The organism is Roseitalea porphyridii, from assembly GCF_004331955.1.
Lineage (GTDB): Bacteria > Pseudomonadota > Alphaproteobacteria > Rhizobiales > Rhizobiaceae > Roseitalea > Roseitalea porphyridii.
The window spans coordinates 2,728,124-2,745,966 of the sequence record NZ_CP036532.1; the positions used below are offsets into that span (position 1 = coordinate 2,728,124).

Here is a 17,843-nt window from a genome sequence, read left to right on the forward strand (position 1 = left end):
GACCGGCCTGCGGGGCTTGAGCCGACGTGCCTTCGTCCGTTTCTAGAAGCTCTCTTTGATCCATTGTGTCATCCGCCCGAGCGGTCCTTCTGTTCCGGTCCGTTTGACTGACGCGGTTCCGCGGAAGCGTTCACTGGAGTGGTCGTCTGCGGCCACTTGCGGATAGACCATCAGCCCGACGGCCGCCGCGAAGGCCGGGCCCTTGGCCGCGGCGGGAAGCCCGCGCACGCCCAGCGGCCGGCCGATCCGCACGTTGCGGCCGAGGATCCGGCGGGCCATGTCGGGCAGCCCGCCGAGTTGCGCCGCGCCGCCGGTCAGCACCACGCGCTTGCCCACCACCGACGAGCAGCCCGAGGCGTTGATGCGTTCGCGCAGCATTTCCAGCGTCTCCTCGACGCGCGCGGCGACGATGCGGTTGAGCAGGCTGCGCGGGATCTGGTGGCCGCCCTCGTGGCGGTCCTCGTCCATCGACGGCACCTGGATGATGTCGCGGTCGTCGACGGAGGTGGCGATCACCGAACCCTGCATGACCTTGAGCCTTTCTGCGTCCTCGAGCCGGCAGTTGAGCCCGCGCGCGACGTCCATCGTCACGTGATGGCCGCCCAGCGGCAGCGTCTCGGTGTGCACGAAGCGGTGTTCGGAGAAGATCGCGATGGAGGTGGTTCCGCCGCCCATGTCGATGCAGGCGCAGCCCAGTTCCAGTTCGTCGTCGACCAGCGTGGCGAGCCCGCTCGCATAGGGCGTGGCGACCAGCGTCTCGATCGACAGGTGCGCCCGGTTGATCGCCAGTTCCAGATTGCGCACCGGCGCGACGTCGGCCGAAAGAAGGTGCATGTTCAGCGTCAGTTCCGAGCCGATCATGCCGCGCGGATCGACGATGCCGCGCTCGCCGTCGAGCATGTGATCGATCGGCAGAAGATGGACGACGTGCCGGTCGACGCGGGCCGCACGGGCGACGGCGGCGCGCAGCACCTGCTCGATCTCGCGCTGGCTGACAGGCTTGTCCTTCAGCGTCAGCGAGGCCGAGCAGATGGTCGATTTCGGTCGCCCGGCGCTGAGATTGACGATCATCGAATCGACGGTGACCCCGGCCATCCGCTCGGCCGCCTCGACCGCATGGCGGATCGAGCGTTCCGCCGCGTCCAGGTCGACGACGACACCGGACTTCATGCCCAGCGAGCGGGTGTGACCGATCCCGACGATCTCGGCCTGGTGGGTGCGGGCGGACAGATACCGGCCGGTGTCGGACGGCACCATGCGGGCGATCAGGCACACCGTCTTGGTGCTGCCCATGTCGAGCACGGTGACGACCGCCGGTCGGCGGCCGCGCCTTTGCGTTTCGCTGGTGCGGGGACCGGCCATCAGATCGCGCTCCCACGGGCGCGTTCGGCACGCGCCTTGTCGCGCGCCTCGATCGCCGCCTGGCGCGTCTCGAGCGCATTGTCGGTCAGCGCGAACACGGTGCGGTCGTCGAGCCTGAGGTCGATGGCGGCCAGATCGCGCTCGAACAGGCCCAGTTCGGCCTGCATGGCGACGAGCCTCTCCAGCGCCCGTTCGACGCCGGCCTCGGGCAGCCGCACCGTGATGCCGTTGTCGAGTCTGATGTCCCAGCGCCGCTGGCCGACGCGGATATGGGCGCGCACGCGCTCCGCGATCTCCGGATAGCCGGCGATGGTGGCGACGAACCCGGCGCCGGTCTCGTCGGCGCCCTTGCCGACCAGCAGCGGCAGCGCGGCAAGGCGCGGGTCGGCCGCATAGCCGCCGATCACCGTGCCGTCGCGCTCGATCACCGACAGCGCCTCGCCGGTCTGCCAGACGGCGAACGGGGTGCGCTCGCTGACCTCGACGACCAGCTTGGACGGATAGACCTTGGCGACGCGCGCGCTCTCGATCCATGGCAGGCCCTTGAGCGCGGTGCGCGCCTCGGCCGGATCGATCGACACCAGCGACCGCCGGCCGTGCAGGCCGAGTGCGCCGAACACCTGGTCGACCGAGGTATGGGCGTTGCCCGAAAGCTCGATCTCCTCGACCGCGAAACCGGCCGCCGCTGTGGTCGCCTCGACCGCGTCGCCGAACTGGCCGCCCAAGATCGAGCCATAGAGGATCGCGCCGCCGAGCACCGTGCCGAACAGGAAAAGCTCGAAGCGCGGCGGCACGTCGACGCGGCCCGAGACGAGCCGTCCGGCGAACCGGACCGGTCGCCGCAGCGCGCGCGGCAGGATGCGGCCGCCGCGCCCGGGCGCGCCGCCTTCCTTCCGCCTGCTCCGATGTCCCGTCAACGCATGCAAGATGCGTCCTCCACCATCCATTCAAGCAGTTCGGCGAAGGAGTGCCCGGCCGCCAGCGCGATTTCCGGGACCAGTGACGTCGCGGTCATGCCCGGTTGCGTGTTGATTTCCAGCCAGATCAGCTCTCCGTTTTCCGAGAACCGGTCGTCATAACGGAAATCCGAACGCGTCACGCCCCGGCATCCGAATGCCTGATGTGCTTTGAGCGCCAGTTTCGTTACCTGTTGGTAAATATTTGGTGAAATTTCCGCCGGACAGACATGTTTTGAACCGCCCGGAACATATTTGGAATCATAGTCGTAGAAGGCGTGTCCCTGCGGGATGATTTCGGTCACCCCGAGCGCCACGTCGCCCATAACGGCACAGGTCAGCTCGCGCCCGTGCACGTAGCGCTCGACCATCACCCGGTCGCCATAGGCCCATTCGTCCGAGGTGATGATCTGCGGCGGATGGGACTGGTTGGCGTCGACGATCACGACGCCGAAGCTCGACCCCTCGGCGACCGGCTTGACCACGTAGGGCGGCTGCATCGGATGGCGCGAGCCGATCTGGTGCCGGTCCATCACCTTCGACTCGGCGACCGGTATGCCGAACGTCTTCGCCAGCCGCTTTGACAGGTCCTTGTCCATCGTCACCGCCGAGGCGAGCACGCCCGAATGGGTGTAGGGGATCTGCAGATATTCGAGGATGCCCTGCACCGTGCCGTCCTCGCCATAGGGGCCGTGCAGCGCGTTGAAGACGACGTCGGGCCTGAGTTCGGCGAGCCGCGCCGACAGGTTCCGGTCCACGTCGACGCGCGTGACCGGGTAGCCGGCCCGTTCGAGCTCGGCCGCGCATTCGCCGCCCGAGGCCAGGCTCACCGGCCGTTCCGACGAAAAGCCGCCCATCAGCACGGCGACGTGTTTCTTGCTCATGGCTGAACCTTTCGAACCGGTGCGCGCGACAACCATAGCGCGCGAAACTTGACGCACGCTGGAATGCGGGCGCGCGAATCAAGGCCAAGGGAATCAAGGGTTTATGGCCGTGGCAAGCGCGCCGGGCCGGCCGGGCCATCACATGTTGGGGCGGACGACGAAGAATCTGTGATTGAGCAGCACGGCGGCGACCAGAAGGCCCGAGGCAAGACCCACCCAGACGCCGATGCCGCCAAGGCCGAGCGGAAAGCCCAGAAGCCAGCCCAGGAACAGACCCACCGGCCAGTAGGCGATGATCGCGATGATCATCGGCACCCGCGTGTCCTTGAGCCCGCGCAGCAGCGCCGCGCCGATCGCCTGGGCGCTGTCGACGAGCTGGAAGCACGCGGCGACGAACAGGAGCGGCACCGCATAGGCGAGCACCGCGCCCGTGTCGGCGTTGGTGTCATCGAGGAACAGCCCGATCAGCGTTTCGGGCGCGATGAAGAACAGCGCCGCGCTGGTCGCCGCAAATGTCAGGCACATCGCCATGACGGTTCCCGCCGCACGGTCGAGCCCGGTCCGGTCTCCCCGGCCGTGGAAATAGCCCACGCGCGCGGTCGCCGCCTGGGCCATGCCGAGCGGAACCATGAAGGCGAGCGAGGCGAGCTGGATGGCGATGCCGTGCGCGGCCAGCGCGACCACGCCCAGCCAGCCCATGAAGATCGACGAGAAGATGAACATGCCGGTTTCGGCGGTGACCATGGTCGAGATCGGCAGGCCGATGCGGAACACCTCGCCGAACGCCGGCCAGTCCGGCCGCCAGAACCGGACGAACAGTTCATATGGCCGCGCCCGCCCATTGATCGCGCAAAAGGCGGCGAGCCAGCCGAAGATGAGCACGTTGGTGCCGATCGTGGCGATCGCCGAGCCGCGAATGCCGAGCTCCGGAAACCCCCAGTTTCCGAAGATCAGCAGCCAGTTGACGAACGCGTTCAGCACCACCCCGGCCATCGTCGCGACGAACACGACGCGGGTGCTGTCGATGACCGTCAGGAAGCTGCGCAGCGTCAGCCAGAACAGCACCGGGAACAGCGAGAACTGGGCGATGCGCATATAGGCCTGGGCGAGCCCGGCCACCTGCGGCTCCTGGCCGAGCGCCAGCAGCAGCGGTTCGGTGAACCACAGGATCGGCATCATCAGCGCGCAGAACGCGCCGACGACCCAAAGGCCCATGCGCACCGACCGGCGCACCTGGGTGACGTCGCCCTGCCCTTCCGCCGACGCCGCCATCGGGATGACGGCGAAGGCGAACCCGCCGCCGAACATCATCACGGTATGGAAGACCTGTGTGGCGATGACGCCGGCGGCCAGTTCGGTCACGCCGTACCAGCCGAGCATCACCGTGTCGGTCGTGTTGAGCAGCATCGCGCCGAGCTGGCTGCCGACCAGCGGCACGCCGAGCGCCAGCGTGGCGCGCGCATGGGCGGGCCATCCCATCGGCGCGGGCGCCGAAGCGTGCGTGTTCGTCACTGTGCTCATGGCCGGCCTCTATCGGCGGGCCGGGACCGTGCCAAGCCAATTCTTGTGACCGTTCCATTCAGCGTCGGGCGGCGTCCGCCGGACGCGAGAAGTCGGTCGCGTAGCCAAGGGCCGCGGCGGCGAGCGAGAGGCCGGCCGCGAGTGCGAACATGTGCGGCCATGACAGGCCCGCCGCGATGCCCGCCAGCAGCGCGCCGAGCGCGCCGACGCCGTCCATCAGCGCGAAGGCGAACCCGAGCGTGGTGGCTTCGCGCCTACCGGCCCGGTCGACGGCGGCCGCCAGCATCGCCGCCCGGATCGAATCGAGCGCGGCGACCGCGACCGTCATCGCCGCCAGCATCACCGCGAACGGCGGCTGGAGCACGAGCGCGGCTCCGGCGAGCGCCGCCGTCAGGTTGCCGGCCACCAGCACCGGGCGCCGGCCGGCCATGTCCGAAAGCCGCCCGACGAAGGGCTGCGCCACCGCCCCGGTCAGCAGAAGCGCCGAAAAGACGAAGCCGGCCGCCGCCGGCGTCAGCGCGTGCGCGGCCACCAGATAGAGCGGGATCATGCTCAAAAGCGCCATCAGCGCCATGTTGTAGAGGCAGATCATCGCCACCAGCCGCAGGCCGTCGCGGCGGCGCCACGTCGCCAGCAGTTCGGCCATGTCCGGCCCGCGAACCGCCGTCTTTTCGACGCGGGGCACGGCCCGCGCAACGCGCGGGAAACAAAGTCCGACCAGCAGCGTCGGAAGCACGCAGACGGCCAGGGCCGCGCGCCAGTCGAGATGAGCGAGCAGCAGGCCGACCGAGACCGGCGCCAGCACCTCGGCGAGCGACCCGCCGATCGCGTGGATTCCGAGCGCCTGGGCGGGCTGCTCGCTGCAACGGCGCGTCAGCACCCCGGTCGCGATCGGGTGCCAGGCCGCATTGCCCATGCCCGCAAGGGCGAGCATCGCCGCGAGCGTGAGATAGCCGGGCGCGGCCGCCGCAACGCCGTAGCCGATCGCCACCCACCAGAAGGTGGCGACCAGCAGCCGCCCCCGGTCCGCCACTTGGTCGGCGACGATGCCGGCCGGCAGATAGGCGAGCGCGCCGCCCACATTGATCAGCGTGAACAGAAGGCCGATCTCGGTCGGCGACAGGTCCATGGCGATGCCGGCGGTCGGCACGATCAGCCACAGCGCGGCGATCGGCCAGTCATTGGCCAAATGGCCGACGGCGAACCATGTCAGGAACGTCCTCTGCTGCATGTCCGTCAGGCTCCGATGCGGCGGCGGGCACCGCGCCCGCCACGCAGGCAAGGCTAAAGCGGCCCGGCCCGCCGATCTGTCGACAGCGGAGCGAGTTCGATCTAGAATTCGTCAATCACCGGCCGCGAGCCACCGACGATGCCGACCACCACCGAACAAGGGCCCCGACCACGCTATCTGGGCGAGACCATCCGCCCGGCCGCCGGCGAACGCTATGGCTGGCACAGCCACGAATTCGGGCAGCTCATCTCGGCCGCCTCGGGGTCGATGTATGTGGGCACGCCGGAGCGCGTCCTGCTTCTGAGCCCGGCGATGGCGGTGTGGATTCCGCCCGATGTCGATCACTGGATGCGCTACGGCGCCAACAACGAGATGCTCTATGTGGACGTGAACCGGCGCGAGGCGTCACGGCTCGGCGCGCAATGCCGGGTGATGGCGATGACGCCGCTTCTTGCCGCGCTGATCGGCGCCACCATGCCTGCAGGAACGCACGCGCGCGCCCCGCGCCACAACGAGGTGCTGCACGATCTGCTGCGCCAGGAACTGGTTTCTGCCGCCGACGTGCCGCTGTCGGTCGTCATGCCGCGCGACCGGCGCATCGCGGGTGCGGCAGGGGCCGCGCTCGACGATCCGCGCGCGATCGGTTCGACCGGGGCGTGGCTCGCCGGTATCGCCGCCAGCCGCAAGACGGTCGAGCGCCTGTTCGTCGCCGAGACCGGCATGACGCCCTCGCGCTGGCTGCGCCATGTGCGCGTGCTGCACGCCATCTCGCTGCTTGCATCGGGCGACAAGGTCAGCGCGGTCGCCGCCGACATGGGCTACGAATCGGCGAGCGCGTTCAGCTACATGTTCCGCCGCACGCTCGGCATGAGCCCGAGCGACGTCGGCAACGCCACCGGCCCCCGCCGCTGAGGGTATCGCCCGGGTCGGTGGCTCTGGTGATCGGCCCGGCTAGGCAGCCTGATCGATCTGAATCCGGCCGTTGTGCAGAAAGCAAACCTTGTCGAACGCCGACAGGTCGAGCGGGTTGGGCAGGCGAACATCCGACATTTCGGGCATGGGCCTGCCACTCAGATCGAACGACCTGTCAATCTGCGCAATGACCACACAGATTGCTTCTTCAGCCTTAACGTATCGCCGCAAGCTCGCGATCTGGTCTTCGAGGCCCGGATTGGTGCGCTTCTGATCAAGGATCTGAAGGTAATCGACCACCACAATGACCCGTTCCTCGAACCGTTTCAGGGAGCTGACTATGTAGTCTGCCGACACTTCGTCCGATGTGTCGACGACCGTGCCGTCCGGTTCGGGCGCGGGATTGATGCCGAGCATCGAAAGCAGACCCGCAACCTCGCCTGCGTGATAATCCAGCGTGAAGAAGAAACCCTTCCGGCCAAGCTGGGTCGCACATGACGCCAGTTCGAGTCCGAGCAGTGTCTTACCATGGCCGGGCCTTGCCCCAAGAAGGATTAGATCGCCGGGTTCGAGCCGCGAAAGAATGACGGCGGCAGGGCTTCTTGCCGAAGCCGTCGTTGCAAGATGGCTCCAGCTTCGGAAGCCCTCATCGACCGCCAGCCGATCCAACGCCGCGTGCAAAGGCAAAGCGTTCCGGCGCGCCAGAATCCTGGCTTGTTGCTTCAATCGATAAATGGGAGCTGAAAGGCGCATTTGTGTTCCTCCTCTTTCGAGCCGCTTCCGCAGTCCCTCCTTGTGCGCGCGCCCGAACGAGAACGGTCCAAAATCGCCTTGCTCCGCATGAAAAGTGCTTCCCGGATGGAGGGCGGAGGCCCGAGCAAGGCCCGCGTCGATCTTGTATCAGTCCATTGGGAAACTCAACACCGAAAGCCTCGCCCGCAGCACGGCGACAAGGTTGCGGGAGTCTGGCTTGTGCTCTTGCACGACTAACCACCCTGGACCAACCGCCAAGCGTCGGCTTGGGGCCACCCGCCGACCTGCACGGATCAGGGCCGCAAGGCGTCGCGGTCGTGGCGCGTCTTGATGGCGGCGATCTCGCGCAGCATCACCGACAGGTCCTCGATGGCGTGCCGCTCCTGCTCGGTCAGGTCGGTTTCGGGCCTGAAGTGCCTGAGCAGCACCGCCAGCACGTCGCCCATCCGCCCCAACTGCTTGCCGTAGGAGCCGACCTCGTCGAGCACGGCCTGTTCCACCTGCGGCGCGCTCGACCTGCCGAAATTGACGTTGATCAGCCCGACCTGGCTGTCGGTCGCGGTGAACATCGAGTTCCACTGCTCGAACCATTGCGTCACGTCACCGGACGGGAAATCGAAGGTGATGGGGCGATAGACTTGGTTCATGGGCCTCATTCCTGTGAAGTTCTGACGATATCGCAATGCAGCAAAGCCCATACAACGGCCACATGCAAACCAGAAGAGATCGATAAACGTCAGACGGTTGCGCCCGCCTGTACGCGGGAAACTGTCCGAATCATGACGCATATAGAGCGATGTCACGGAAGTTGAAGTAATGCAATGGAGCTTATCCTGTTCTGCGGTCGCGACCTGTGTTAATTTGAAGATGTACTTCAATCATCAAAGGGAGCGATAAAAGATGGAATCAAAGCGCGATATTCTGGAAATTCATCTGACCGAAGTCGCCGGGTTCGATCTGCCCGACGAAGTCAAGAAGACGCTCAGCGACGACATGCTGCGCGGCAAGGGATTTGAGGCCTGCCACCAGGCCATCCGCGCCCAGACAGGCATCTGGGTGCCGGAACTGGAGCAGGTCTTCAAGGACCTCGACAGGCTGCTCGGGCTGCCAACTCCGGACATGGTGAAGTAATCACCCGCCCCTCGCACATTCTCGCGGCGAGGCTGGAAGAAGACGCCACGGGGGACGGCACCGTGTCCCGTGGCAACGCCGTCGCGGATCTTCTCGGCAATGCAGTCGTCCCGGTGGAGTGCGCCGCGCCTGATGACCCGATCCGCTACTGGGTCGTCGCCGACGGGTCCTTCGGGTCCGTCCCGAATTCTGGCTGGGGCCAGGCGCGTCTCGAGCAGGCCCGGCGGGCAACCCACCTGATGCGCGCCCGGGCGGAGCGCAACGACGCGATCCGGCTCTGCCTCGAAAACACCCGGTCGGTCATCTTCTTCGAAAGCGACAGCAAGAACTCGTTCTATCATCCCGACCTGCGGCGGACCGTGTTCATCAACTGGCGCGCGGAGCAGTCGATCCACCATTTCATCGAGGAGTTCATCCACCAGTCCGTGCACTCGGTCATCGACGAAATCTCGAAAGATGGCGCGCTGTTCGTGACCAGCGCGACCGGAGAAGGCTTCGATCCCGACCATACGCACATGATCAACGCGGATTCGGAGACCTTTGTCCGCTTCCATTCGATGGCAACGCTCGCGCTGATCTGCGAAGGCCTGTTCGACCTGCCCGAAGACGCGGACGCAGCCGGGCGCGCCGTGGTTCTGGGACGCGCATCCTTTGCGTTCCAGAAATTGTCCTACGACCTGCAATACTTCATCGGGAACATGGAAGCGCTCGCGCCATCGGGCGCGGCGTTCCTGAAAGCGGCGCTGGCGCTCTATCAGCATGGGCTGGCCATCCACCGGGAAGAGTTCCAGCGCCACGACATGACCGGTCAGCCCTACGTGTTCGACGAGGCGGCCTTCCTGCTGCGCAATGGTGAGACGCGCCGGTCCGCCGTCGGAGTGCCGGGCGTCGGGCAGCTTTCCTGAACGCCCCTAACCCAGCAAACGCGCGTCGAACGGATAGGACGACAGGTTCTGGTGACCCGTCTCGGTGATCAGCACCTGGTCCTCGAGCTTGACCCCGTCGCGCCCGCCGACCTTGCCGGCATAGCATTCCACGCACAGCACCATGCCCGGCTCAAGCGGATAGTCGAACGCGCCCTCGATGAAATCCTCGCGGTAGTAGATCGAGGGGAACTCGTCGCACAGGCCCACGCCGTGCATGACCACGCCATAGCGCTGGGCGCGATAGGCCTCGGGCAGCGGCTTGGCGAGATGGGACAGTTCGGAAAAGGTCACGCCGGGGCGCAGCAGCTCCATGTTCGACATGACGTGATCATGGGCGACCGCATAGGCCTCCCGCTGTTCGGCGGTCGGTGTGCCGTCGCCGACGAACCATGTCCGGCTCATGTCGCAGCACATGCCGTAGGGTCCGATCAGGTCGGTGTCGAAGGCCAGAAGATCGCCCGTCTGCAGCCGGCGCGGGCCCGCCTCCTGGAACCAGGGATTGGTACGGGGACCGGAACTGAGGATCCGCGTCTCGATCCATTCGCCGCCGCGCGCGATGTTCTCGGCATGCAGGATCGCCCACAATTCGGTCTCGGCGATGCCCGGCGCGCAGGCCTTCTCCATGGCCGCCATGGCGATCTCGCAGGTGGCGATGGCGCAGCGCATGGCGGCGATCTCGTCGTCGCCCTTGATCAGCCGCGCGTGCTCCATCACCTCCTGGCCCGAACCGATCTGAAGCCCGCGCGCGGCCAGCGCGGCCGCTCCGTGCAGTTCCATCTTGTCGACGGCGATGCGCCGGCCGCCATTGCCGTGCGCGTCCATCAGGTCGGCGACCTGGGCGGCGAAATCGGCGGCCAGATCGTCGGCCCGGTCGCCGGCGACGAAATAGAACAGCCCGGCCCCCGAGCGGATGTCGCCGATCAGCGGCAGATGCGCCGACAGGTGCTCGCAACGCTTGTAGTCCCACAGCACCATGTGCCCGTCCGCGCCCACGAACACCGCCCGCGCCGGATTGTGGGCGATCCACACATGCATGTTCGAGGAGTCCGAGGCGTAACGGATGTTGAGCGGATCGAACAGCAGCACGCCGCCATAGCCGCGCCGGTTGATCTCGGCGACCGTGCGGTCGAGCCGGAAACGCCGCATCCGGTCGAGGTTCGGGATCGCGAGCCCGAGCGCGGCCCATTCGGCGAAGGCCGTATCGGTCGGCCCGATCTCGATCCGGTCCGGGTCGACCGGCGATCCGTCCGGCCGGAAAAGGTGCGTCGCCCGCCGGCGCGCCGGATCGATCTTGCGATTGGAGCTCGAAAGGCCCGGTTCGATGTTCATGCCACGCCTCGCCGAAAGGGCGCGCCGCCACGCATGGATGCGGCTGCTTCAGACCGCCATCAGGCTGCCGATTTGCGATTTTGTCGATTTCAGAAAGCGGCGTTCAAGGTCGTTTTCGGAGCCGGCATGCGATTGCGCGCCGCCCGGCGAAGGTTTGCGCGCCGCATCCGGAGCACTTCAGGAGCCTATACATCTCAGGTTGTAATACTCACTGTGTTATGCAATTATAAATTGTGCAACCAGAGCAAGGAACGATGCCATGTCCAATGATCGCAAGTTGCAGATGACCCGGTTTTCCAGGATCAAGGAGATCGTCAAGGAACTCGAGGAGATCGAGGGGGCCGAGAAGGCGCGGATCGAAGAAAATGGCGGAGAGATCGAGTTGAAGATCAATTCCATCGATCCCGCACTGTGGTACGTCGCCTACAAGACGGCCGCCATGTGATCCTCTGAATCCGGTCAGCGATCCCATGCTTGATACGCCCGATGAACTCCAGCTGGACGAGGTGGTCTGGCAGGGCCTGCATCGATTCCTCGATACCTATGCGGACCTGAAATCGGACGACCACGTCGTCATCGCCTATACGCCCGATTCCCGCACCTACGCGGCCTGGGCCGCATTGGCCTGCGAGAGCCGTGGCGTTGAGGCCAGTCTGGTCTTCATGGCGCCATTGCGCGATCCCTGGTTCTGCGAACGGCTGGCTCCCCTGATCCCGCCGGAATCCGAGGGGCGCCTTATTCTTCTGACGTTCGAAAAGCACACGATGTCCCACAACAAGGTCATCAAGACGCTTGTCGCCGACAGAAGTCCGGAGACCTATCGTGTCGTGCGCACCATCAACGCCAGCCGGGAAGTGTTCACCACCGGCGTGGAAACCTCCCCGTCCTTGCTGTCTGCTCTCAACACGACGGTCATCGAACGATGCCAGGCGGCACGCCGAGTTCGAATCCGAGCGCCCGGAGGCACCGATCTGGTCGCGACAATCGACAGCGACAAATATCAGTACAAGAGCAGTCGCGGCGTCCACATTCCGGGCAAGTTCATGGTCGTTCCTCCGGGCGAGGTGGCCACATTCCCTGCAAGCATCAGCGGACGGCTCGTGGCGGATTTCGCGCTGAACGTGAACGTGCTGTTCGAGGGGGATGTCCGTCTCGAGCGCTGCCCGGTCGTCGTCGATGTCGAGGACGGCGCCATGACGCGCTTCTCCTGTGAGAACGAGGAGATGTCCGCGTTCCTTGAACACAGCTTCTCCAGGCCGAACGCGAAACGGGTCGGAGAACTGGGGTTCGGCACCAATCCGGCCGTGTCGACGTGTCTGCCGGAGAATTCTCACCTGAACGAACGCGTGCCGGGCATCCATCTCGGCTTTGGCCAGCACAACCAGACCGACGAGGTCGCGGGCTATGCCTGCGACATCCACATCGACTTGTGCGCCAGGGGAGGCTCGATCTGGTTCGATGACGATGACGAGCCGCTCGACCTCGAAAACGTGCCTCCCTCGAAGAACACGCATCCGTCGCTGATCAGCGGCGAGGACGTTTTTTCCGATGACGCGGAAGATGACTGTTGCGGCATGTTGAGGTGACGGGCGCCGTGCCGGCCTTCGAACCACTCCGTGAGACGGCCGGCTGCGCCCTGCCGGGAATGCTGGTGGATGCTCCGGTCGGCCCGGTCAGGTCGAACTTCGACGCCAACATTCAGAGCCATTTCCCGTCGACGCTTCCTGTTTCCGAAACCCAACGAGATGCCGTCGGCTCGGAGATCGACGCCGCCTGCACGCTCTACAAGGGCGCGTTTCCGCTGGCGTTTCTCGATGAGACGGGGCGGGAGCGGCCGTTCATTTCCGAGATCCAGATCGGCCACAGCGTCCGTGACGACGAGGTCCTGACGGCGTCGTCGGCCGGTGCGCCGGGCGCGGTCATCGTCGTCGCGAACTGGCCGCTCGAAAAGCCGATCCGCCTGGCGTCGCTGCTCGTCCATGAGGCGATGCACCAGGCACTGTATGTCCGCGAGCGTCTGGCCAATCCGGTCCGACCCGGATCGCTCGGCTATTCGCCCTGGAAGAACACGCTCCGGCCGGGTCGCATGGTCTGGCATGCGTTCTGGACGTTCTCGACGCAGCTGGCGTTTCTTCACGAATTCGTTCGGGCGCTGCCGGAGAACCGCCGCGTGGACCCCGGGCTTGCCGAATTCGTGGCCGACATGTGGGCCAGGCTGGAGATTTGCATCGACAGCGTCCGTGGATTCGAACTGGTTGACGACGATGAGGAGAAGACCATGACGACCGTGTTTCGGGCGTCGGAAGACAGGCTCGCGCAATCGCGTTCGCAAGAGCTCGAAGACGCCATTGCGAAACGGCGAGCCGACGTCGAGACAGAATTCGCCGCGTGGAGATCATCCATGCTCAGCGAGGCAGGCACCGCGTGATCCCAATACGCTGGACCGCCCGTCGCAAGCTGGAAGCTGCCAATGCGCCGGCACAAGCGCCCTACCCCGTGCGGGCTGACGGCGAAGATGCGTGCCGAGGTCGTCAGGACCGGCGATCTGCGGCGCATGTACGTCTGGGCCGGCCGATCCGCCCGTCTCGCACAGGCCAGGCCCGCGGCAATTCTGGTCGAAGCGCTTCGGGAAGGGGCCGGACCGACGTTGGCGCGCTGGGTTAGAGAAGCCGGCCCAGGAACGGCTGCACCGGCTCGTCGTCCTCGGCGAACTCGCCGATCCGCTTGATCTCCCAGTCGAGCCGGATGCCCGAATGGTCGAGCACGCGCGTGCGCACCGTCTCGCCGAGCAGTTCCAGATCGTGGCTGGTCGCGCCGCCCGTGTTGAGCATGAAGTTGCAGTGCAGCGGCGACATCTGCGCGCCGCCGATCGTCAGGCCCCGGCAGCCGGCGGCGTCGATCTGTTTCCAGGCCGAGCTGTCCGGCGGGTTCTTGAAGGTCGATCCGCCCGTCTTCTCCCGGATCGGCTGGACCGTCTCGCGATGCGCCTGAACCTCGTCCATCAGCTTGCCGATCACCGCCCTGTCCTCGGCATAGCCCTCAAACGTCGCCCCGGTGAAGATCAGGTCCGGCGCGGCGGACGAATGGCGATAGGCATAGCCCATCTCCTCCCCGGTGATGACGTGCTTGCGCCCCTGCCGGTCGACCGCCCGGACCTCGACCACGCGCTCGCGGGTCTCGACGCCGTTCGCGCCCGCATTCATCCGCAGCGCCCCGCCGACCGAGCCGGGAATGCCGTGATAGTGGTGAAACCCGCCGATGCCCGCTTCGCGCGCGGCCGCCGCCAGCCGCTTGTCGGGCACCGCCGCGCCCGCCCTTATCCGGTTGTCGCCGAGCACCTCGATCGATCCGAAGCCCTTGGCCGACAGCCGCACGACGACACCCCGGATGCCGCCGTCGCGGACAAGCAGGTTCGAGCCCACGCCGATCACCGTGACCGGCACATCGTCCGGCAGGGCGGCAAGGAAGGCGGCCAGATCATCCTCGTCGGCGGGCTGGAACAGAAGTTCGGCCGGCCCGCCGGTGCGGAACCAGGTGATCTCGCTCATCGGCGCGTTGGCCTTCAGCCGGCCGCGCGTTTCCGGCAGCAGCGGCCGAAGCCGTTCGAGCAGCGTCTCGCCATCGGACCGGCTCATGCCGCCGCCTCGCCGGCCAGCTCCTTCGGCAGCGCGTAGGCCCACTGGGTGATGCTGCCCGCGCCCAGATAGATCACATGATCGCCAGGTCCCGCCTCCGCGCGGATCACCGGCGCGACGGCGTCCGGCCCCTCGATCAGGCGCGCGTCGCGGTGCCCACCCGCCTTCATCCGGCTGACCAGTTCGCCCGAATCGACACCCTCGATCGGCGTTTCGCCCGCCGCATAGACCGGCGCGACCAGTACGGTGTCGGCCTCGTTGAAGCAGGCGGCGAAATCGTCGAACAGGTCGTGCAGCCTTGTGAAGCGATGCGGCTGCATCACCGCGAAGACCCGGTGCGTGCCGGCCGCCTGGCGCGCGGCGCCGAGCACCGCCTTGATCTCGACGGGGTGGTGTCCGTAATCGTCGAAGATGCGCACGCCGTTCCAGTCGCCGGTGTGGGTGAAGCGCCGCTTGACCCCGCCGAACGCCATCAACCCTTCCTTGATCGCCTCGGCGCTCATGCCGAGCTGCTGCGCCACCGCGATCGCCGCCGTGGCGTTCGAGACGTTATGCGTGCCGGGCATCGGCAGGCGCAGCCCGTCGAGCGCCATCGTCGCGCCCGTCTTGCGGTCGCGGACCGTCACGTCGAACAGCGAGGTGGCGCCGTCCATGCCGCGCGGCGAAAACCGCACATCCGCCTGCGGGTTCTGCCCGTATGTGACGAGCCGGCGGTCGGTGACGCGGCTGACCAGCGCCTGCACCTCGGCATGGTCGATGCAGCAGACGCCGAAACCGTAGAACGGCACGTTCTCGATGAACTGCTTGAAGGCGTCGCGCACCGCCTGGAACGAGCCGTAATGGTCCAGATGCTCGGGATCGATGTTGGTGATCACCGCGATCTCGGCGGGCAGCTTGAGGAAGGTGCCGTCGCTCTCGTCGGCCTCGACCACCATCCATTCGCCCTCGCCCATGCGCGCATTGGTGCCGTAGGCGTTGATGATGCCGCCATTGATCACGGTCGGATCGAGCCCGCCGGCTTCCAGAAGCGTGGCGACCATCGACGTGGTGGTGGTCTTGCCGTGCGTGCCGCCGATCGCGATGGCGTTGCGGAACCGCATGATCTCGGCGAGCATCTCGGCGCGGCGGACGATCGGCAGGAGCTTCTCGCGGGCGGCGACCAGTTCGGGATTGTCCGGCTTGATCGCGGTCGAGACGACGACGACTTCCGCCTCGCCCAGATGGGCCGCGTCATGGCCGACGAACACCGCGATGCCCTTGTCGCGCAGGCGCTGCTGGTTGGCGCCGTCGGCCTGGTCGGAGCCCTGCACCTGATATCCCAGATTGTGCAGCACCTCGGCGATGCCGCTCATGCCGATGCCGCCGATGCCGACAAAGTGCACCGTTCCGATGTTCTGCGGCATCTTCATGCGTCGGTCCTCGTGTTCGGATCAGGCTTGCCGGGCGCGGAAGTCGGCCGGCGACTGGCCCTTGGCAATAGCTTCCGTGAGGTCGGCGAGCAAGGCGGCGGCCTCGGGTCGGCCGGCCTTCCGGGCCCGCGCCGCCATGTCGCCGAGCGTTGCCGGCTCGCCCGAAAGGCGTATCAGCTCGTCGGCGACGGTCTGCGGCGTCAGCTCCGCCTGCGGGCGCACGAGGGCGCCGCCGGCTTCGGCCAGCGCCTCGGCATTGGCCGCCTGATCGTGGTCGAGCGCATGCGGATAGGGCACCAGGATCGACGGTCGGCCGATCGCCGCGATCTCCGACACGGTCGAGGCGCCTGAGCGCGCGATGACGAGATGGGCGGCGCCGATCCGGGCCGGCAGATCGTCGAAGAACGGCGCCACCTCGGCATTCACGCGCAGCATCTCGTAGACTGATTTGGCCGCCGTCTCGTCCTCCGGACGCGCCTGCTGGGTGATCTCGATGCGTTCGCGCAACGCGTCGGGCAAGAGCTCCATCGCCGCCGGAAGCGTCTCGGAGAAGAAACGCGCGCCTTGGCTGCCGCCGAACACGACCAGCCGGAACGGGCCGTCGGTGGCGGGCGCCTCGTAAGGCACCCGGGATGCCTCGATCACCGGCGGCCGCACCGGATTGCCGGTCGCGACGATCTTGTCCGCCATCGGGCCTTGTGCCTTCAGGAACCCGCCGGCGATAGCCGTCACCCGGCCCGCCAGCAGCTTGTTGGCCCGGCCCATCACCGCGTTCTGCTCGTGGATCATGGTCGGAAAGCTGCCCGCAGCGACGAACAGCGGCGGCACGGTCGGATAGCCGCCGAACCCGACGACGGCCTTCGGCCGGATTTCAGCGAGCAGCCGCCGCGACTGGCGCATGCCGGCCCACAGCGCAAGTCCCGCCCGCACCAGGCTGACCGGGTTCTTGCCCGAGGGCGTGTCGGAGCGGATGATGTGCATGGCGCCGGCCGGAAACCGGTCGGCATACTGGCGCGCCCGGGCATCGGTCGCCAGATGCACCGTCCAGCCGCGCCCGATCAACTCGTGCGCCAGCGCCTCGGCCGGAAACAGATGCCCGCCGGTGCCGCCCGCCGATAAAAGGATCGTGCCGCTTTCAGCCATATCGTGCCTTCCCGGCTCGTTCGTGTCGCCGGGCGACAACCCTGCCCCCGGTCCGGCTTGCGCCCAGATTTATTATGCATATATTAATGTGGCGGGTGAGGACGGCGCGACGCGGCGGAACCGAGCCGAGCATCGGGTGGATTTCACCGAGGTCGAGCGGTTCGATTTCGAGGACGCTCTCGAGATTGATGTCGCTGACACGGTCGCCGACGGTGAAGTACGTCGCGCCGCTCTGGGTTTCATCGGCAACCGGTTGCACATGCTGGTCTATGTGGAACTCGGTGACCGAATTCGCGTGATCTCCCTGCGCCGGGCAACCAGGAGAGAAAGGCTTCGCTATGAACGACACCACATTGGATGAGGCTCGCGCGGCATTGCGCGCCCGCATCCGTGCCGATATCGAGAGCACGACTCCGGACGAGGATGCCCGGCTTTCGGAGGACGCCGCCTCCGACCCAGACAATCCGGAATGGACCGAGGCGGAGTTCGCGCGCGCCCGGCCCGGGCGCCCGCCGCTGCCGCCCGAGCGGCGCAAGAAGCGCGTGACCCTGTCGCTCGACCCGGACGTGCTCGCCGAGCTGAAGCGGGACGGACGCGGCTGGCAGACCCGCGCCAACGCGGCGCTGCGCAAGGCGCTGTTCGGCGAATAGC

General features: G+C 66.7%; 19 protein-coding genes. 8 read left to right on the forward strand and 11 right to left on the reverse strand.

Features of this window, described 5'->3' with window-relative positions; translation table 11 throughout:
• Positions 1-42 precede the first annotated feature (42 nt).
• From ftsA to E0E05_RS13255, 5 genes are all read right to left on the reverse strand, one after another.
• A complete protein-coding gene (gene ftsA / locus E0E05_RS13235; RefSeq protein ID WP_131617150.1) occupies positions 43-1,362 on the reverse strand; it encodes a cell division protein FtsA in 1,320 nt (439 codons plus the stop codon).
• Positions 1,362-2,288 (reverse strand): cell division protein FtsQ/DivIB, encoded by a 927-nt coding sequence (locus E0E05_RS13240; RefSeq protein WP_158629372.1) that lies wholly within the window; start codon positions 2,286-2,288, stop codon positions 1,362-1,364. The genes ftsA and E0E05_RS13240 overlap by 1 nt, the downstream gene beginning before the upstream one ends.
• Positions 2,276-3,202 carry a D-alanine--D-alanine ligase gene (locus E0E05_RS13245; protein WP_131617152.1) on the reverse strand — a complete coding sequence of 309 codons (927 nt, stop codon included), beginning with the start codon at positions 3,200-3,202 and terminating at the stop codon, positions 2,276-2,278. The genes E0E05_RS13240 and E0E05_RS13245 overlap by 13 nt, the downstream gene beginning before the upstream one ends.
• A gap of 138 nt (positions 3,203-3,340) precedes the next feature.
• On the reverse strand, positions 3,341-4,723 hold the full coding sequence (locus E0E05_RS13250; protein ID WP_131617153.1) for an MATE family efflux transporter: 1,383 nt from the start codon (positions 4,721-4,723) through the stop codon (positions 3,341-3,343).
• A gap of 58 nt (positions 4,724-4,781) precedes the next feature.
• Positions 4,782-5,954 (reverse strand): MFS transporter, encoded by a 1,173-nt coding sequence (locus E0E05_RS13255; RefSeq protein ID WP_131617154.1) that lies wholly within the window; start codon positions 5,952-5,954, stop codon positions 4,782-4,784.
• A gap of 138 nt (positions 5,955-6,092) precedes the next feature.
• Between E0E05_RS13255 and E0E05_RS13260 the strand changes: the two genes are divergently transcribed.
• The gene (locus tag E0E05_RS13260; RefSeq protein WP_131617155.1) at positions 6,093-6,866 is read left to right on the forward strand and encodes an AraC family transcriptional regulator; all 774 of its coding nucleotides are present in this window, start codon (positions 6,093-6,095) and stop codon (positions 6,864-6,866) included.
• Positions 6,867-6,905: 39 nt separating this feature from the next.
• On the opposite strand, the gene E0E05_RS13265 is transcribed toward E0E05_RS13260, so the two are convergent.
• Both E0E05_RS13265 and E0E05_RS13270 read right to left on the reverse strand, forming a co-directional pair.
• Positions 6,906-7,619 (reverse strand): DNA helicase, encoded by a 714-nt coding sequence (locus E0E05_RS13265; protein ID WP_131617156.1) that lies wholly within the window; start codon positions 7,617-7,619, stop codon positions 6,906-6,908.
• Between the two features lie 293 nt (positions 7,620-7,912).
• Positions 7,913-8,266 (reverse strand): hypothetical protein, encoded by a 354-nt coding sequence (locus tag E0E05_RS13270; protein ID WP_131617157.1) that lies wholly within the window; start codon positions 8,264-8,266, stop codon positions 7,913-7,915.
• A gap of 253 nt (positions 8,267-8,519) precedes the next feature.
• On the opposite strand from E0E05_RS13270, the gene E0E05_RS13275 reads away from it, so the two are divergent.
• Positions 8,520-8,750, forward strand: coding sequence for a hypothetical protein (locus E0E05_RS13275; RefSeq protein WP_039724411.1), 231 nt, complete (start codon positions 8,520-8,522; stop codon positions 8,748-8,750).
• Positions 8,751-8,812: 62 nt separating this feature from the next.
• Positions 8,813-9,655 carry a hypothetical protein gene (locus E0E05_RS13280; RefSeq protein ID WP_131617158.1) on the forward strand — a complete coding sequence of 281 codons (843 nt, stop codon included), beginning with the start codon at positions 8,813-8,815 and terminating at the stop codon, positions 9,653-9,655.
• 6 nt (positions 9,656-9,661) lie between these two features.
• Here the strand turns inward: E0E05_RS13280 and dddP are convergent, their stop codons facing one another.
• Positions 9,662-11,005: a dimethylsulfonioproprionate lyase DddP gene (dddP, locus tag E0E05_RS13285; RefSeq protein ID WP_131617159.1), complete on the reverse strand. Its 1,344-nt coding sequence runs from the start codon at positions 11,003-11,005 to the stop codon at positions 9,662-9,664.
• Between the two features lie 259 nt (positions 11,006-11,264).
• Here dddP and E0E05_RS13290 point away from each other — a divergent pair, with 259 nt between their 5' ends.
• The 3 genes from E0E05_RS13290 to E0E05_RS13300 are packed head-to-tail and all read left to right on the forward strand — an operon-like array spanning position 11,265 to position 13,433.
• The gene (locus tag E0E05_RS13290) at positions 11,265-11,450 is read left to right on the forward strand and encodes a hypothetical protein (RefSeq protein ID WP_039724414.1); all 186 of its coding nucleotides are present in this window, start codon (positions 11,265-11,267) and stop codon (positions 11,448-11,450) included.
• 25 nt (positions 11,451-11,475) lie between these two features.
• Positions 11,476-12,591 (forward strand): 2,5-dihydroxypyridine 5,6-dioxygenase NicX family protein, encoded by a 1,116-nt coding sequence (locus E0E05_RS13295; protein ID WP_131617160.1) that lies wholly within the window; start codon positions 11,476-11,478, stop codon positions 12,589-12,591.
• Between the two features lie 8 nt (positions 12,592-12,599).
• Positions 12,600-13,433, forward strand: coding sequence for an aKG-HExxH-type peptide beta-hydroxylase (locus E0E05_RS13300; RefSeq protein ID WP_131617161.1), 834 nt, complete (start codon positions 12,600-12,602; stop codon positions 13,431-13,433).
• 232 nt (positions 13,434-13,665) lie between these two features.
• On the opposite strand, the gene murB is transcribed toward E0E05_RS13300, so the two are convergent.
• The 3 genes from murB to murG are packed head-to-tail and all read right to left on the reverse strand — an operon-like array spanning position 13,666 to position 17,192.
• Positions 13,666-14,640 carry a UDP-N-acetylmuramate dehydrogenase gene (gene murB / locus E0E05_RS13305; RefSeq protein ID WP_131617162.1) on the reverse strand — a complete coding sequence of 325 codons (975 nt, stop codon included), beginning with the start codon at positions 14,638-14,640 and terminating at the stop codon, positions 13,666-13,668.
• Complete coding sequence (gene murC, locus E0E05_RS13310; RefSeq protein ID WP_131617163.1) at positions 14,637-16,049, reverse strand: UDP-N-acetylmuramate--L-alanine ligase; 1,413 nt, start codon at positions 16,047-16,049, stop codon at positions 14,637-14,639. Before murC ends, murB begins: the two co-directional genes overlap by 4 nt.
• Before the next feature lie 21 nt (positions 16,050-16,070).
• Positions 16,071-17,192, reverse strand: coding sequence for an undecaprenyldiphospho-muramoylpentapeptide beta-N-acetylglucosaminyltransferase (murG, locus tag E0E05_RS13315; RefSeq protein WP_131617164.1), 1,122 nt, complete (start codon positions 17,190-17,192; stop codon positions 16,071-16,073).
• Between murG and E0E05_RS13320 the strand changes: the two genes are divergently transcribed.
• Positions 17,176-17,553 carry a BrnT family toxin gene (locus E0E05_RS13320; protein WP_244597726.1) on the forward strand — a complete coding sequence of 126 codons (378 nt, stop codon included), beginning with the start codon at positions 17,176-17,178 and terminating at the stop codon, positions 17,551-17,553. The genes murG and E0E05_RS13320 overlap by 17 nt on opposite strands.
• A complete protein-coding gene (locus E0E05_RS13325; RefSeq protein WP_244597727.1) occupies positions 17,546-17,842 on the forward strand; it encodes a BrnA antitoxin family protein in 297 nt (98 codons plus the stop codon). Before E0E05_RS13320 ends, E0E05_RS13325 begins: the two co-directional genes overlap by 8 nt.
• Position 17,843: the final 1 nt, after the last annotated feature.